The 16,871-nt window shown below is 50.4% G+C and carries 14 protein-coding genes and 1 tRNA gene; 14 read left to right on the top strand and 1 reads right to left on the bottom strand.

Annotation, left to right across the window (positions count from 1 at the left end):
- Nucleotides 1–27: 27 nt before the first annotated feature.
- Nucleotides 28–101 (bottom strand) — tRNA-Arg (locus ACI1P2_RS19095).
- A gap of 328 nt (nucleotides 102–429) precedes the next feature.
- On the opposite strand from ACI1P2_RS19095, the gene ACI1P2_RS19100 reads away from it, so the two are divergent.
- The 14 genes from ACI1P2_RS19100 to ACI1P2_RS19165 all read left to right on the top strand — a co-directional run bounded on the left by ACI1P2_RS19100 (nucleotide 430) and on the right by ACI1P2_RS19165 (nucleotide 16,869).
- Nucleotides 430–1,269, top strand: coding sequence for a hypothetical protein (locus ACI1P2_RS19100; RefSeq protein ID WP_355321645.1), 840 nt, complete (start codon nucleotides 430–432; stop codon nucleotides 1,267–1,269).
- 315 nt (nucleotides 1,270–1,584) lie between these two features.
- The gene (locus ACI1P2_RS19105; RefSeq protein ID WP_355321551.1) at nucleotides 1,585–1,923 is read left to right on the top strand and encodes a transposase; all 339 of its coding nucleotides are present in this window, start codon (nucleotides 1,585–1,587) and stop codon (nucleotides 1,921–1,923) included.
- A 291-nt stretch (nucleotides 1,924–2,214) separates the two neighbouring features.
- Nucleotides 2,215–3,522: a trigger factor gene (tig, locus tag ACI1P2_RS19110; protein ID WP_355321553.1), complete on the top strand. Its 1,308-nt coding sequence runs from the start codon at nucleotides 2,215–2,217 to the stop codon at nucleotides 3,520–3,522.
- A gap of 407 nt (nucleotides 3,523–3,929) precedes the next feature.
- Nucleotides 3,930–4,520, top strand: a complete 591-nt coding sequence (gene clpP / locus ACI1P2_RS19115) for an ATP-dependent Clp endopeptidase proteolytic subunit ClpP (protein WP_355321555.1) — start codon at nucleotides 3,930–3,932, stop codon at nucleotides 4,518–4,520.
- A 12-nt stretch (nucleotides 4,521–4,532) separates the two neighbouring features.
- Complete coding sequence (gene clpX / locus ACI1P2_RS19120) at nucleotides 4,533–5,792, top strand: ATP-dependent protease ATP-binding subunit ClpX (protein WP_355321557.1); 1,260 nt, start codon at nucleotides 4,533–4,535, stop codon at nucleotides 5,790–5,792.
- Nucleotides 5,793–5,901: 109 nt separating this feature from the next.
- The gene (gene ispG / locus ACI1P2_RS19125) at nucleotides 5,902–7,017 is read left to right on the top strand and encodes a flavodoxin-dependent (E)-4-hydroxy-3-methylbut-2-enyl-diphosphate synthase (protein ID WP_355321559.1); all 1,116 of its coding nucleotides are present in this window, start codon (nucleotides 5,902–5,904) and stop codon (nucleotides 7,015–7,017) included.
- Nucleotides 7,018–7,203: 186 nt separating this feature from the next.
- Entirely contained in the window at nucleotides 7,204–8,916 is a 1,713-nt protein-coding gene (gene lonB, locus ACI1P2_RS19130; RefSeq protein ID WP_355321561.1) for an ATP-dependent protease LonB, read from the top strand.
- 161 nt (nucleotides 8,917–9,077) lie between these two features.
- A complete protein-coding gene (lon, locus tag ACI1P2_RS19135; protein ID WP_355321563.1) occupies nucleotides 9,078–11,414 on the top strand; it encodes an endopeptidase La in 2,337 nt (778 codons plus the stop codon).
- Nucleotides 11,415–11,430: 16 nt separating this feature from the next.
- The gene (gene yihA, locus ACI1P2_RS19140; RefSeq protein WP_355321565.1) at nucleotides 11,431–12,054 is read left to right on the top strand and encodes a ribosome biogenesis GTP-binding protein YihA/YsxC; all 624 of its coding nucleotides are present in this window, start codon (nucleotides 11,431–11,433) and stop codon (nucleotides 12,052–12,054) included.
- 357 nt (nucleotides 12,055–12,411) lie between these two features.
- Nucleotides 12,412–12,999 carry a non-ribosomal peptide synthetase module gene (locus tag ACI1P2_RS19145; RefSeq protein WP_355321567.1) on the top strand — a complete coding sequence of 196 codons (588 nt, stop codon included), beginning with the start codon at nucleotides 12,412–12,414 and terminating at the stop codon, nucleotides 12,997–12,999.
- 331 nt (nucleotides 13,000–13,330) lie between these two features.
- Nucleotides 13,331–13,729: an adenosylmethionine decarboxylase gene (gene speD, locus ACI1P2_RS19150; RefSeq protein WP_355321569.1), complete on the top strand. Its 399-nt coding sequence runs from the start codon at nucleotides 13,331–13,333 to the stop codon at nucleotides 13,727–13,729.
- Nucleotides 13,730–13,974: 245 nt separating this feature from the next.
- Nucleotides 13,975–15,369, top strand: a complete 1,395-nt coding sequence (gene hemA, locus ACI1P2_RS19155) for a glutamyl-tRNA reductase (protein ID WP_355321571.1) — start codon at nucleotides 13,975–13,977, stop codon at nucleotides 15,367–15,369.
- 15 nt (nucleotides 15,370–15,384) lie between these two features.
- Nucleotides 15,385–16,212 carry a cytochrome c biogenesis protein CcsA gene (gene ccsA, locus ACI1P2_RS19160; protein WP_355321573.1) on the top strand — a complete coding sequence of 276 codons (828 nt, stop codon included), beginning with the start codon at nucleotides 15,385–15,387 and terminating at the stop codon, nucleotides 16,210–16,212.
- 6 nt (nucleotides 16,213–16,218) lie between these two features.
- The gene (locus tag ACI1P2_RS19165; RefSeq protein ID WP_355321575.1) at nucleotides 16,219–16,869 is read left to right on the top strand and encodes a precorrin-2 dehydrogenase/sirohydrochlorin ferrochelatase family protein; all 651 of its coding nucleotides are present in this window, start codon (nucleotides 16,219–16,221) and stop codon (nucleotides 16,867–16,869) included.
- The last annotated feature ends 2 nt before the right edge of the window (nucleotides 16,870–16,871 follow it).

Below are 16,871 nucleotides of genomic sequence, written 5' to 3' on the forward strand. Positions count from 1 at the left end.
ACTCCCCGGAGGGGAGTTTTTCATTTACGTCCCAGGAGGGATTCGAACCCCCGACCGACGGCTTAGAAGGCCGTTGCTCTATCCAGCTGAGCTACTGGGACATAAAATTTCAAGCGAAGATTAATATACCATATTAGAAGGAGGTTTGCAACCGTTAATTATAATTAAAATCAGTCACCTGCCCGATTCATCATACATAGTACACCATATACGTTTTTTTGCTTCTATAAAAGGGTATGTTAGAATAACGGCAAATATGTTAGGCGGACAAGTTGGACATAAGCTTCCGTTTCTCATATAATCTAACATCATTTATGCTTTCGGTTGAAAGGGGGTGCCTTTATAAAGGACTCCAGTGCTGCCAAATCGGCAAATAACATTGTATTGTTTCCCCGAACGCTGGATTATTACCAGATTCAGCTTACGGTGATGCTCGAAAATGAACGTTATGGGGAAGCCATGCGGCTACTGCAATTTTTGCTGCAATGTCAGGGTCAGGAACAAAAGCATTACGACGAGTGGGACGCCCTATTGCAGTGGCTTGAAGCGGCCTTTCCTCAATATATGAATCAGGGACCCGAGACGGCAGAGCCCGATGATGAAGACATCAGCGAGGACGAAATCGCAAGAAGGCATCTTCGCTCCAAGCTTGAACAGGACGCAGGCTACGGAGAGAAGCTTCTCCGCATGGCTATGAACGAGCCTTTATCGGAGCAAACCATGCTTGCTCTTGAACAGCTGTCCTATCTCGACCAGCCGGAGATCGACGAGGCGCTCATCCGCTGGCTGAAGGAAGCCAAATTGCATCCCTTGCTGCAGTTCCGGGTAATTCAGACACTGCGCAAGCGTGGGCATGAGGGCACCATCACCTTTAACAGGGGAGATATGAAGGCAGAGATCGAAGTGGAGAGCGTGCCTCTCCAGCCGAGCGAATTCCCGGAGCCCATCATTCGCATTCTGGAACGGGTGGCGGATCAGACCGAAGTGCACGAGCCCGCGCTTTTCTACTTTGCCCAGGAATTGTGGTCCCAATTTGTGATGGCCGTGTATGGAACGGACGACTATCGGTCTATGCTTACAGATGACGACAGCTTACTGGATATTTGGGCGGCTGCGCTGCATCAGGCCGTTGCGGAGACGCTGTCCGGCGGAGACGAGGAAGAGGGAATAAGAGTCATGTATGGCATCACGGATACGATGCGTTTCCGTTACGAACAGGCATACCGGTCCGTGAAACAGTTTGTTGCGGCAGGCATGAGCGGCTTGTGACAGGCCGGAAACGTTTTCCTTATTCAGGCCCAAGGGTTTCCCCTTGAAAAAGATAGTAATGTTGTTTATACTAGAGTGGTTATTTTGTGCGTGTTTTTAACATCTTTCCGAGAGAAGTCCCCTTCCTCTGCAGGTAGGGGATGAAGCTTGGTTAGGCGAAGCCTAAATGCACTTGTCTGTTGGTATGAAGCGCGCGTTTTCCTGGTCTAATGTTTGTGTGATATGATAGGAATATACGTTCTGATTAAGGCGGTGATCCTTCGTGAAAATCACATATCCATTTCGCCTCTAGCCGGCCCCGCACAGGAAGAACTCATGATTCGAACGTTGAACTTGTGCTGGACGCTGTACAATCAGGCCAAACGGAAAGTCGCGAACATTCACCAGAAAGTGGCGCGGCAGCGAAAAGATTTCTTGCACAAGTCATCGCATCGCATCATTCAGGGACATGACCTGATTGTGGTGAGAGCAGCTGAAAGTGAAGAACATGCTCCAACCGCCGGCTGTCCAAAAGCATCTCGGATGCCGGATGGCGAACGTTCATTACGTATCTGTCGTATAAAGCGGCAAGACAGGGGAAGCGACTCGTATAAGTGCCCGCCCACGGCACATTGCAAACCTGCATATGCGGTGCGGATGTTCCCAAAACATTGACAATCCGGCTTCATGGATGCGAAGAATGCGGGCTGGTGCAGGACAGAGAACATCGTCTCGGCCCAGTCATTTTGCAGCGGGCTTTGAACATCGTAGCGTGATGGACTGAATACCGTAGGGAGGGTTTGCCCCGAACGGGATGCGTACCGCATCAAACGCTTGTGGAGATCCAGTCAGACCTTTCCAACAGAAAGGCAGCGATCATCGAAACAAGAAGCCCCCGCCTCCTCAGGTGGTGGGAACATTCACACGTGACTATAAGTGAGATTTTGTTGGAGGGGAAAGCATAAAATGAAAGCAACTTGGGAGAAAATAGAGAAGAACCTCGGGGTTCTTGAAGTTGAAGTGGATGCAGAACGCGTATCCGCTGCGCTTGACAAAGCTTTTAATAAAGTGGTTAAACAAATCAACGTACCGGGCTTCCGCAAAGGCAAAGTGCCTCGGCCGATTTTCGAAGCACGCTTTGGTATAGAGAGCCTGTATCAGGATGCCATCGATATCCTGCTTCCAGAAGCTTACGGTGAAGCGGTTGACCAAACCGACATCTTCCCTGTGGATCGTCCGGATGTGGAAATCGATCAATTCTCCAAAGGCCAGTCCTTTAAATTCAAAGCGAAAGTAACGGTTAAACCGGAAGCTGAGCTTGGCGAATACAAAGGCCTCGAAGTACCAGCAGTCAAGGCTGAAGTTACCGATGAGGAAGTAGCGGCAGAGCTGGAGCGTCTGCAGCAGCGCCATGCCGAACTGATTGTCGTGGAAGACGGAGCGGCACAATCCGGCGATACCACAGTGATCGATTTCGACGGATACGTGGATGGCGTGCAATTTGAAGGCGGACAGGCTGAGCGCTACTCTCTGGAGCTGGGCTCCAACACATTTATTCCTGGCTTCGAGGAACAGGTAGTCGGCATGAGCACAGGTGATTTCAAGGACGTGGAAGTCACTTTCCCTGAAAACTACCATTCTGCAGAGCTAGCTGGTAAAAAGGCTGTCTTCAAAGTCAAAGTTCATGAGATCAAGCGCAAGCAGCTTCCTGAGCTGGATGACGAGTTTGCCAAAGATGTGAGCGAATTCGACACGCTTGACGAATATAAGGAAGATTTGAAGAAACAGCTGCAAGCCCGCAAGGAGAACGAAGTGAAAGCTGCCCGCGAGAACGCAGTGGTAGAAAAAGCAGCCGAGAATGCAACGGTTGAAATTCCGGAAGCCATGATCAACAACGAAGTTCAAAACATGGTTCGTGATTTCGAGAATCGTCTGCGCAGCCAGGGCATGAACATGGAAATGTTCCTCAGCTTCTCAGGCCAGACCCAAGAAGATCTGGAAAACCAAATGAAGGATGACGCCGAGAAGCGCGTACGCAACAACTTGGTGCTTGAGCAAATTGCCAAAGCTGAGAACGTCGAAGTTTCCGAAGAGGAAATCAACGATGAGCTGAAGGTGATGGCTGATACCTACAAGCGTTCCGTTGAGGAAATTCGCAGCATTCTTGAAAGCAACGGTTCCCTTGGAAACCTGCGTGAGGAAATTGCGGTGCGCAAAACGATCAGCTTCCTCGTGGACAACAGCAAGGAAGTTGAGGCTCCTGCAGCCGAGTAATCTTTTTTATAAGCAGATCGAGCATACACTTTTGTGAATATATTATAAGGCACGCGGTTACCCATACTCGTGCCTTATTTTTTCCTTGCAGAACCCATTTTCAGGGGATATAAGTAACAAAATGGCTCGGTTTGGCGTGTACTGAAAAATAGATGTATTAAGTTTTTGCAACATTACATATATTATTAAAATTATCAGCATACAGAAGGCGTCATGCCCGAAGTGTCTGAAAATTTGCACATACATAAGAAACATGTTTAAATATGATAAGGTTCGGCGGAAATGACATCGGACCCGCAACATGTTAGAATATTTGCATGGTATATCCGTTTCAAAACCGGTTCTTCCGTTTTAATTGGCATTAAGCAAACTTACTTTATTTACCAAAGGAAAAGAGGTTGGTCACGATGAGTCTCGTACCTATGGTTGTGGAACAAACAAGTCGGGGGGAACGTTCCTACGACATTTACTCGCGTCTGCTCAAGGACCGCATTATATTCCTCGGCGGGCCGATCGATGACGATGTCGCCAATCTCGTCATTGCACAGCTTCTGTTTCTGGCTGCAGAGGATCCGGAGAAGGATATTTCTTTGTATATCAATTCCCCAGGCGGTTCTGTAACTGCCGGTATGGGTATATATGATACAATGCAATTTATTAAGCCGGACGTTTCGACGATTTGTGTAGGAATGGCAGCAAGTATGGGTTCGCTTCTGCTTACCGCGGGTGCTCCGGGCAAGAGATATGCCCTCAGCAACAGTGAGGTTATGATTCATCAGCCGCTTGGAGGAATTCAGGGTCAGGCATCGGATATTCAGATTCATGCGGATTGGATCATCAAAACCCGTCAGAAGCTCAACCAGATTTATGTGAAAACGACGGGTCAGCCTCTCGAAAAAATCGAACGTGATACTGACCGTGACTTCTTTATGGATGCGGAAGAGACAAAGGCTTACGGCATCATAGACCAAATTCTCACGAAGCCGATCAATTTGTAAAGGGGTGGCCCTATGTTTAAATTTAATGATGAAAAAGGACAGCTGAAATGCTCATTCTGCGGCAAGTCTCAGGAGCAGGTGCGCAAGCTGGTAGCTGGTCCCGGCGTATATATATGTGATGAGTGCATCGAGCTGTGCACTGAAATTGTGGAAGAGGAACTGGGTCATGAAGAAGAACTGGACCTGAAGGATATTCCGAAGCCAAAAGAAATCCGTGATATTCTCGATCAATACGTTATCGGACAGGAACAAGCCAAAAAGTCGCTTTCCGTAGCGGTTTACAACCATTACAAGCGCATCAACACCCAAAGCAAAATCGAGGATGTTGAACTGACGAAGAGCAATATTATGCTGCTCGGACCTACAGGCTCGGGTAAAACCTTGTTGGCGCAAACGATGGCTAAAATCCTTAACGTGCCTTTTGCCATTGCCGACGCTACATCCTTAACGGAAGCAGGCTATGTTGGTGAAGATGTGGAGAACATTCTCCTGAAGCTGATCCAGGCAGCCGATTACGATGTGGAGAAGGCTGAACGCGGTATTATCTACATTGATGAAATCGACAAGGTTGCGCGCAAATCCGAGAACCCTTCGATTACACGCGACGTTTCCGGAGAAGGTGTTCAGCAGGCTCTGCTTAAAATTTTGGAAGGAACGGTTGCATCTGTACCGCCGCAAGGCGGGCGCAAGCATCCGCACCAAGAATTCATCCAAATTGATACAACAAACATTCTGTTTATCGTGGGCGGTGCCTTCGACGGACTGGAGCAAATGATCAAACGCCGGATCGGTAAAAAGGTCATTGGCTTCAACGCCTCCTCCGAGCAAAAAGATCTTAAGCCGGGCGAGTACCTTCAGCTCGTGCTGCCTGAGGATCTGCTGAAATTCGGACTGATTCCGGAGTTTGTAGGGCGCTTGCCTGTCATCTCCACATTGGAGCCGCTTGATGAGGCAACTCTGGTAAGAATCCTTTCCGAACCGAAGAATGCCTTGACCAAGCAGTATCAGAAGCTGCTCGAAATGGATAATGTCAAACTGGAATTCACGCAGGATGCGCTTCAGGAGATTGCCCGCGAGGCGATCAAACGCAACACAGGCGCCCGCGGTCTGCGTGCGATCATCGAAGGCATCATGCTGGATGTGATGTACGAAGTGCCTTCACGTGACGATATCACCTCCTGCATCATTAATGAGCAGGTTGTGCGGGAGAAGGTTGCACCTGAACTGCACAGCAATAACGACAAGAACAAGAAGCAAGAAGAGAGCGCCTGAGCATCGAATCTTCGCGATCTCTAATACATGAACTGCCAGCCTCCACTTCCCACTCTTCCGCAAGGACGGTGCGGGGGTGGAGCTTTGGCATTATGGGAGAGATATGACCATGTTTTTAAGACAAGACACACGTCCCGTTAAAGTTGGAAACTTGACGATTGGCGGAAGCAACGAAGTCATCATTCAAAGCATGTGTACGACCAAGACGGCAGATGTAAAGGCCACCGTCGCGGAAATTTTGCGTCTGGAAGAAGCTGGCTGTCAGATCGTCAGAGTGACGGTCAATAATGAAGAGGCCGCAGCCGCGATCAAAGAAATCAAAAAGCAAATTCATATCCCGCTCGTTGCGGATATTCATTTCAACTATAAACTTGCACTGATGGCGATCGAAAACGGTATCGATAAAGTCCGTATTAATCCTGGCAATATCGGCCGCCGCGAGAAGGTCGAAGCGGTCGTTAAAGCCTGCAAGGAAAGAGGAATCCCGATCCGGATCGGCGTCAACGCCGGTTCTCTGGAGCAGCATCTGCTCGATAAATACGGTTATCCGACGCCGGATGCCATGGTGGAGAGCGCTTTGTACCATATCGGTATTCTGGAAGAGTTGGATTTCCACGATATTATCGTTTCGCTCAAAGCTTCTGATGTGCCAATGGCCATCTCGGCCTACATGAAAGCGGCAGAAATCATTAAGTACCCTCTGCATCTTGGCATTACTGAAGCAGGCACGCTGTTCAGTGGGACGATAAAAAGCTCCGCAGGTATGGGTGCGCTTCTATCGGCCGGCATCGGTTCGACGATGCGCATCTCACTGAGCGCCGATCCGGTGGAGGAAGTAAAGGTTGCCCGTGAGCTGCTTAAAACCTTCGGCTTAATTTCGAACGCAGCCACACTGATTTCCTGCCCGACTTGCGGACGCCTCGATATCGACCTGTTCTCCATTGCGAATGAGGTAGAGGAATATATCGCGAAGGTGAAGGTACCGATTAAGGTTTCCGTGCTCGGCTGTGCCGTTAACGGTCCGGGAGAGGCGAAAGAGGCGGATATCGGCATTGCCGGTGCGCGCGGTGAAGGTCTTCTGTTCCGTTATGGACAGATGATCCGCAAGGTGCCGGAAGCAGAGATGGTTGCCGAGTTGAAAAAGGAAATTGACCACATTGTCAAAGTGTATGAAGAAACCGGGGAAATACCGGGCCGCAAGGAGCGTCATGCTCCAACCGTGTAATTGATATAGGTATTTATTATGCGCCGGGCAGGTGATTTTGATATCATCGCCCGGTTTTTGTATTTTCGTTCTGCCGCTTTTGTGAATTCTTTCGTCCATATCCGTTTAGCCGCCCACGAAAAGGAAATACTGAGTTGCATAGAACCCCGCCGCTTGTGCGGTGAAGGGAGAAACGGAGGCTTAAAAATGGATTGGACGATGATTGTAATTATTGTACAGCTGTTCTTTGGAATTGTAATCGGGCTGTACTTCCTGAATCTGCTGCGCAGCCAGAAAACGAACCGCAGTGCCGTGGACAGGGAATCGCGCAAAGAGCTGGATAAGTTGAGAAAGTTGAGATCGGTGACACTGACCAAACCGCTGGCGGAGAAGACTCGTCCCGCATCAATAGAGGATATCGTAGGGCAGAAGGACGGATTGCGTGCGCTCAAGGCTGCGCTGTGCAGCGCCAACCCGCAGCATGTTATTATTTATGGTCCTCCTGGTGTCGGCAAAACAGCAGCGGCGCGCGTAGTGCTTGAAGAAGCAAAGAAGAACCCGCTGTCTCCTTTCAAGGGCGACGCCAAGTTTACTGAAATCGACGCAACGACGGCCCGTTTTGATGAACGCGGCATTGCCGATCCCCTGATCGGCTCCGTGCATGATCCGATTTACCAAGGTGCGGGAGCAATGGGGGTGGCAGGCATTCCGCAGCCCAAACCGGGCGCTGTTACGAAAGCGCATGGAGGTATTCTGTTTATTGATGAGATCGGCGAACTGCACCCGACGCAAATGAACAAGCTGCTGAAAGTGCTGGAAGACCGTAAAGTATTTTTGGAAAGTGCGTACTATAATTCGGAGGATACACATACACCTGCATATATCCACGATATTTTCCAGAACGGGCTGCCGGCTGATTTCCGTATGGTGGGTGCTACGACACGCTCACCTCATGAGCTGCCGCCAGCGCTTCGTTCGAGATGCATGGAAATCTATTTTCGTTCACTGCTGCCTGAAGAGATCGGGCAGATTGCGGAGGATGCGATCAGCAAGCTGGGCTTCGGAGACTGTCCGGAAGCGGTCCAGGCCGTACAGCGTTATGCTACAAACGGCAGGGAAGCTGTAAATATGATCCAGCTCGCAGCAGGGCTGGCCTTGACGGAGAAAAGAGACAGGCTGGAAGCAGACGAGGTGGAATGGGTTGCAAACAGCAGTCAGCTTCAGCCTCGTCCAGAGCGTAAAATTCCGAACGGTCCGCAGGTCGGTTTCGTAAATGGCTTGGCTGTATACGGGCCCAATCTGGGCATGCTGCTGGAAATTGAGGTGACGGCTGCACCATCTGCCAAAGGGCAGGGCGGTTTTAATATTACCGGGGTCGTAGAGGAAGAGGAAATCGGCGGAGGCTCCAGGACGCTCAAGCGTAAGAGCATGGCCAAAGGCTCGGTTGAAAATGTGCTGACTGTTCTGCGCGCCTGTGGGCTGCGTCCGCAGGATTATGATCTCCATATTAACTTTCCAGGGGGTACGCCTGTGGATGGCCCTTCGGCCGGGATGGCGATGGCTGTGGCAGTCGCATCGGCGATTCGCGGCATTCCGGTAGATCATGAACTTGCAATGACGGGTGAAGTCAGCATTCATGGACGCATCAAGCCTATCGGAGGTGTTCTGGCCAAGGTGGAAGCTGCTCTGCAGGCCGGTGCCAAGCGGGTGCTCATCCCAGCCGATAACTGGCAGAACGGCTTTGATAAACTGGAGGATATTGAAGTCATCCCCGTGCAGTCCATTCATGAGGCTTTCAGACGAATCTTCGGGGAAGAATGGGAGGAAACAGCGGAGGTTCGTATTTCTCCTGATACGTTTACGCCCGCTCAATCTCCTTATTTGCAGGCAGATGGATCCGGTCAGGGAAGCACCGTGTAAAATTGGCTCGCGGAATAAAGCACCTTCATTGGTTTTTCCATGGAACATTTGATAAAATATGAACTATCCCTATCAGAGTAAGCTATGTAAGCGGAACCGCTATCTTATAACCGGTGCATGCAACTTGCTGAACCTGTGAACCATTTGGAGGTGCGAAAGCGATGGGACCAAGCAAAATGAAAGGCCGTCGTTTTCCATTGCTGCCTTTAAGAGGACTTCTTGTCTACCCGAGTATGGTTCTGCATCTCGATGTGGGCCGGGACAAATCGGTCAAGGCTTTGGAAAAAGCGATGGTTGAAGACAACTTGATTCTTCTGTGTTCCCAATCGGAAGTGAACATTGAGGAACCTACACAAGAGGATATATTCAGAATAGGCACGATTGCCAAGGTACGGCAGATGCTGAAGCTGCCCAACGGTACAATACGTGTGCTCGTCGAGGGGCTCGAACGGGCTGAAATTATTCAGTATATGGACAACGAGGAATATTACGAGGTTCATGCCCGCGAGTTGCATGAAGACGAAACGCTGCATCCGGAGACGGACGCTCTGATGCGGACCGTCCTGAATCAGTTCGAGCATTATATTAATCTGTCCAAGAAGGTGACGCCCGAGACGCTTGCCGCGGTCTCTGATATTGAGGAGCCGGGAAGATTGGCCGATGTCATCACAAGCCATCTCTCCCTCAAAATCAAAGACAAGCAAGAAATTCTGGAAACCGTCGACGTCCGCAAGCGCCTCGAAAAGCTGCTCGATATTTTGAACAATGAGCGCGAGGTGCTTGAGCTGGAGCGCAAGATCAGCCAGCGGGTCAAAAAGCAGATGGAAAAGACCCAGAAGGAATACTACCTGCGCGAGCAAATGAAGGCGATACAGAAGGAATTGGGCGAGAAGGAAGGACGGGCCGGAGAGGTCGAGGAGCTCCGCAGTCAGATGGAAGGGCTGAAGCTTCCGGAAAAGGTCCGGGAGAAGGTTGAAAAGGAGATCGACCGGCTCGAAAAAACACCGGCAAGCTCGGCGGAGGGGGGAGTCATCCGCAACTATGTGGATTGGCTGCTCAGTCTGCCGTGGAGCAACGCGACAGACGATGACTTGGATATCGCCAAGGCTGAAGAAATTCTGGACGCCGATCACTACGGACTGGAGAAGCCGAAGGAGAGGGTTCTTGAATATTTGGCGGTGCGCAAGCTTGTAAAAACGATGAAGGGACCTATTCTTTGTCTCGTCGGACCGCCGGGTGTCGGCAAGACGTCGCTGGTCCGCTCTATTGCCAAAGCGCTGGGGCGCGAATTCGTGCGCATCTCACTTGGCGGCGTACGCGACGAAGCGGAAATCCGCGGGCACAGACGCACCTATGTAGGAGCCATGCCTGGCCGCATCATTCAGGGCATGAAAACGGCGGGAACGATCAATCCTGTCTTTTTGCTGGATGAAATCGATAAAATGGCATCCGATTTTCGCGGCGATCCATCCGCGGCTCTGCTGGAGGTGCTTGATCCGGAGCAGAACAATACGTTCAGCGACCATTTCGTGGAGCTGCCGTTTGACCTGTCCAACGTGATGTTTGTCACGACAGCCAATGCGGTTCACAACATCCCGCGCCCGTTGCTGGACCGGATGGAGATGCTGAATATTCCGGGTTATACAGAGCTGGAGAAGCTCCAGATTGCCGGACGTTATCTCCTGCCAAAGCAGAAGCGGGAGCATGGCCTTACAGACGAACAGATTACGGTGGAGGAAGACACCCTGCTTAAAGTCATTCGTGAATATACGCGCGAATCCGGGGTGCGGAATCTGGAGCAGCAGATGGCTTCCCTGTGCCGCAAGGCAGCTAAATCGGTAGTGTCAGGCGCGGAGGACCATATCGTCATCACCCCGGATAACCTGAAGGATTACCTTGGCATTCCGCGGTTCCGCTATGGCATTGCGGAGCTGGAGGATCAGGTCGGAACCGTAACGGGGCTCGCTTGGACGGAGGTCGGCGGGGAAACGCTCACGATCGAGGTTACGGTGGTACCGGGAACGGGCAAGCTGATTTTGACGGGCAAGCTGGGCGATGTGATGAAAGAATCCGCTCAGGCGGCTTTCAGCTACACACGCTCGAAAGCGTCCGAGCTTGGCATCAAGCCGGATTTTTATGAAAAGAACGATATCCATATCCATATCCCTGAAGGGGCGATTCCCAAAGACGGCCCTTCGGCGGGAATTACGATCGCCACGGCCCTTGTATCTGCCCTGACCAATCGGCATGTATCCAAAAGCGTTGCGATGACCGGCGAAATCACTTTGCGGGGAAGAGTGCTGCCGATTGGCGGACTCAAGGAAAAATCACTGGCGGCACACCGTGCGGGCTACAAAAAAATACTGCTCCCCAAGGATAATGAACGCGACCTGCGGGACATTCCCGACAGCATCAAGGAAGAAGTTGAATTTGTGCCTGTAGCGCATATGGATCAGGTGCTGCGGCACGCGCTGGTGGAGCAGACCGGGTTGCAATAGAGAGGAAACGCTAAACATGAAGGTAACAAAATCCGAATTTATTATCAGTGCTGTCCGGCCGGACCAATATCCTGCCGATGACCTGCCGGAGGTTGCTCTGGCAGGCCGCTCCAATGTAGGGAAATCCTCCTTGATCAACAGGATGATCAACCGCAAAAATCTGGCAAGAACGAGTTCTACACCAGGCAAAACCCAGCAGCTTAATTACTACCGCATCAATGACGAGCTGTATTTTGTGGATTTTCCGGGCTACGGGTTTGCGAAGGTGTCCAAATCATTGCGGCAGGCCTTCGGGGAGATGATTGAAACCTACCTTACGCAGCGTGAGACGTTAAAGCTGGTGCTGCAAATGGTGGATCTTCGCCACCCGCCCTCGAAGGAGGACCGGTTGATGCATGAGTGGCTGAAGCATTACAATTTGCCTTTATGTGTTGTCGGCACCAAAGCGGACAAAATTCCGCGCACCCGAAGAGATAAGCATATTAAGGTGATCAAGCAGGAGCTGGGCATCGGCCCTGGTGACTTATTTATTCCGTTTTCATCCGAGGAAGGCTTGGGCAGGGAAGAGTTATGGACAGTTATCTCCCAATACACGGGAGTAGGACAAGAACTGAATAAAGCAGCAGATATTAAAGAATAAGGAGCGCCCACGGGTGCTTCTTTTTTTGTTAAGGTTTCCGTTAACGGTCTGGCTTGTTGACTTTAATGTGAAGCAGTACATGATTTTACGAAAATTAAGGTGGGAAAGTGAGTAATCCGGGGGAAATAAGAGGATAAATAACGGCTAAATACGGTTTATTCTCGTTTTTGCAGTTATTTCATATTTGAACCGTAGAGAAAACTGAAGAAGGGATGGTGTATAATATTCGTGTATAGTTGTAAAGCGTGTATCGCCGTATGAACCCGCAGGGTGTGCGGCAGTCGGCCTGAAGAGCATTCGCGCCTCTGTGGCATGGGGAGTCGAAAAGGCTGTCAGGAAAGAATTGAGGAGATTTTTATGGCTCAGCGGTTAGCCACAGAGTATGTTAACGCCATTTTAACATTGTCCGAAGTTCAAATGGAACAATTTTTGCGTGCAGCGGAGGACCCTCTTGTGAACAGCCGGATCAGAGTGCTGGACAATGGCGGGCATGAAATTGTGCTGGAGGATGCTGCGGGAGAAGAAGTTCATTTGCCTTTTGGCCTGGAAAAAGGCATGTATGTCTGTGAATTGACTTGCCGCTTGGTGAATCAGCCTTTGACGAATATGATCAGAAAGCTGTTTGTGCGCTTTAAGGGCGAAGGCATCGTAAACCGGGTGTATCATGGTTTTACGATGATTTACACCTATCATCAGGGTTCCGTCCGCCGAATTGTGGAAAAGACGGACAGCGGCTGCAAACTTGTATATGAGTATAAAAATACACTGCAGGAGCTGCAGAACAAATTTTTGACCCGGGACGTTGAACGTGAAATCAGCAGAGTATACGATGAAATAAACGGTTTACTGGATGTGCGCATTCAGACCCGGGACCAGGAACGGATCGGGGAAATTGATAAAAGGCTGCGCATTCTCAGCACTGCGCTGTTTACGCTTGAGGCATAACCTGGCTATGACCGAAAGACAAGAGCTTTCCTTCTGAAACAATAGAAGGCAGGCTCTTTTTGTATTTATTTTTAGGGTAATGCATGTTTATTTACAGGCTTGTTTGGTGACGGCTGAAGCGCAAATTTTAAAATGTAAACTTTCTGGAAAAACTATTGCATTTGCTCAGTATAGGTGTTATTTTTATTCTCGTTGAAACGAATATAGGAACCAGGATTCACTCAGGACATTAAATGTTGCGAGAGATTATTCCCTCGGGAAGTGAATGACGTAGGTCCTAGCGGATGAAATTTTTGTGAACATTTTATTCCTAGGAAGGGGGAACCGAAAGATGGAATATTCAACTTTCGGAAGACACGTTGCTGTTGACGCTTGGGGAGTCAGCTTTAAGATGCTGAATGATGCGGAATTCCTGCAGACGCAGCTGGTGGAAGCGGCCGAGGCTTGCGGAGCAACAGTACTGTCCGTGCAATCGAAGCAGTTTGAACCACAAGGTGCAACAGTGCTTGTGATGCTGTCGGAAAGTCATCTCTCCATTCACACGTATCCTGAGAGAGGCTTTGCTGCGATTGATTGTTACACTTGCGGTGAGACCGTGGATCCACAATTGGCCATTGATTACCTGGTATCCGTATTGAAGCCGACGAAGACCTATGCCAAGAAGCTGGTCCGCGGACTTGGGGAACTGAAGGTCGAGACCCCGGAAATCCAGCGCGCTGAATTGGTGTAACTATAAATAACATGATGCATATACAATAACCATGGATGAGCTCTGTGGTTATTTTTGTTTGGCAGATTAGAAAATTAAGGAATAGCCAATACCGGACATGCTTACACTAATTTAGGGCAGACGGGATCTTCATAAAGATTTCATATTAATCCCTCTTTGCAGGGCATTCTCTGTGATATAATTAACATAGTTTGAAGCAGGATAGGATGTTATCATTTTAGGATTAGAAGGCAGGTGAACTTGCAATGCACATCCTCGTTGTAGGGCTAAACTATCGCACGGCGCCGGTGGAGATCCGTGAACGTTTTACATTTGCGGAAAAGGATTTGCCGGAGGCGTTGAAACAGCTGAAGCTAACCAAGAGTGTATTGGAAGGCGTTATAGTCGCAACCTGCAATAGAACCGAGATCTATGTCGTTGTAGACCGTCTGCATATGTGCGGATTTTATATACGGAATTTCATGGAGCAATGGTTCGGAATATCCAGGGATGACTTCACGCAGTATTTATATATTTATGAAGATGAGCAGGCCGTCCGTCACCTGTTTCGGGTAGCCTGCGGCCTTGATTCCATGGTGATCGGAGAGACGCAAATTCTGGGTCAGGTCAAGCAGGCGTTCCTTCAGGCCCAGGAGCAGAAGGCAACCGCCACATGGTTTAATATGCTGTTTAAGCAGGCGGTTACGCTTGGCAAAAGGGCGCATTCCGAAACTTCGATCGGGGAGAGCGCCGTGTCCGTGAGCTATGCCGCCGTGGAGCTGGGCAAACGGATATTCGGTAATTTTGCCGGTAAAAAAGTGCTGATTCTCGGTGCGGGCAAAATGAGCGAGCTGACCGTAAAGCACCTGTACGCAGGCGGAGCGGCCGAGGTCATTGTCGCGAACCGGACATTGGAGAAGGCGCAGGAGCTTGCCGCCCAATTTAGCGGCACGCCGTGCACGCTGGAGCAGGCTTCCGAACGGCTTGCCGATGTGGACATCGTGATCAGCTCCACGGGAGCGAAGAGCTATGTGCTGAACAGCGAAACGGTGCGCGGACAGATGAAGCGCCGCCAGTCACGGCCGCTCTTTATGATCGATATTGCCGTGCCAAGGGATATTGATCCGTCCGTCGGCGAAGTGGACAACGTGTTTCTGTATGATATCGACGACCTGGAAGGTATTGTCGAAACCAATCTGGAAATGCGCCGTGCGGAAGCAGCCAAAATTGAAGTCATGATGGAGTCGGAGATGGAGCAGTTCTACCAATGGCTGAAAACCCTGGGAGTCCGTCCGGTCATCCGCGCGCTGCAGGAGAAGGCTTCTTCCATTCATGAAGAGACACTGACCAGCCTGTTCAACAGGCTGCCTGATCTAGACGAGCATCAGCGGAAAGTGATCAGCAAACTGACCAAAAGCATGCTGAATCAAATGGTGCATGATCCGATTAACCGGATCAAGGAAATGGCCGTAGAAAAGCAGGGCAACGAAGCTTTGGAGATTTTCACGGAAATCTTCGCCCTGGAGGATCGACTGGAGGAAGCAGCCCAGAAGGTGGAGCAGAGCCATGAACAGGCTTTGCGCAAGCCTGAAGCTGCCGCAAAGAGAGGCTCCAAATCATCCGATTCCATACCGGTGTCTTATGCGCCGGTCGGTCTGTGAGGCAGGTGATCGGCTGTGCTGCCGGGCAGCGGTGTCTATGACGCCTTGATTTATATTTACGCCCTGAGCCTACTGTTCGTATTCTCGGATTGCATTCGACGCAATGCGAGTGCCAAACGGATAGGCACAGGGCTTCTTGTCGTCGTGCTGGTGTTTCAGGTCGTATTTATGGGGATCAGAACTTGGGTTGAGGGGCATCTTCCATTTCTGATCACCTATGATTTTTTGTTTTTGTTCGCTTTTATCCTTGTCATTATATCCTTGATCATGAGCAGGTATCAGCGTCTGGAGTTTACGGTCTTCCTGCTGAATCTGATCGGCTTCAGCGTCATCGTGCTGAACAAGCTGTGGTTTCAGCCGGCCGACAACCCGCTGGCCAGCTGGCAAACGGTGCATGGGCTGCTGATTCTGCATATTGCACTGGCTAATTTGGGCTTTGCGGCTTTGACGGTTGCCGCGGTTTTTTCTTTGATGTATCTGTTTCTCCATCGCAGGTTGAAAGCCAAAAAATGGACTGAAACGACACGCAGGCTGCCAAGCCTGGAGGTGCTGGACCGCTATACGCATAAAGCGATGCTTATCGGAACGCCGCTGCTGGCTGTTTCCGTGCTCATTGCCGCGATATCGATTATCGCGGAGGGAAGATGGGGGCTGCTGCTCGATTTGAAGGTGCTCGCTACAGCCGCGTCCATGTGTGTATATGTCATTTATCTGGTCAGCAAGCGTTCCAACCAGCATTCCGGCCTGGTTATGGCCCAATGGGCGCTTGTAGGTTATGCTTTTCTGATCATGAATTTTCTTGCGAATTCGTGGTCTGCATTTCATCAATGGACGGGAGAGTGAGAGAGCATGGTACGGCATTTGGTCCCTGTTATGCTGCGGTGTGATGGGAAAAGCTGCTGTATCGTAGGCGGTGGTCCAGTGGCGGAACGGAAGGCAACGGGGCTGCTGAACAGCGGCGCGGCGCTTACAGTCATCAGTCCCTCCATAACCCATGGCCTGCAGGCCATGCTGGAAAACAATCAGCTCCGCTGGATCAAACGCCCTTATTGCGAGGGGGATCTACAGGGAGCATTTCTTGTATATGCAGCTACGGATGATCCGGAAGTCAACCAAGCGGTAATGCGTGAAGCGCGCGGCAGGGGTATACTGGTAAATGTAGCAGATCATTCGGAAAAGGGAGATTTTATTACGCCTGGTGTGGTAAGGCGGGGCAGACTCGTTTTGAGCGTCTCAACCTCAGGGGTGGGACCCTCCGTATCCGCAGAGATTACCTCAAAGCTTGAAGAGATCTTCGGCTTAGAATATGAGGCCTATTTGGATTTTATGTTTGAAATGAGAAAACGCGTCAAAGGCAGAGTGCCTGATCCTGTTGTCCGGGCCCGTGTGCTCGGAAGGCTGGCGCACAGCGGCGTATTGGAACAGATCCGCGGCGGCCGGTTCACGGAATGGACGGAGCCTGAGATGGACAGATGGATTGCCGAGAACCAGGAGGGATAGAC

Source organism: Paenibacillus jiangxiensis, assembly GCF_046098255.1.
Taxonomy (GTDB): domain Bacteria; phylum Bacillota; class Bacilli; order Paenibacillales; family Paenibacillaceae; genus Paenibacillus; species Paenibacillus jiagnxiensis.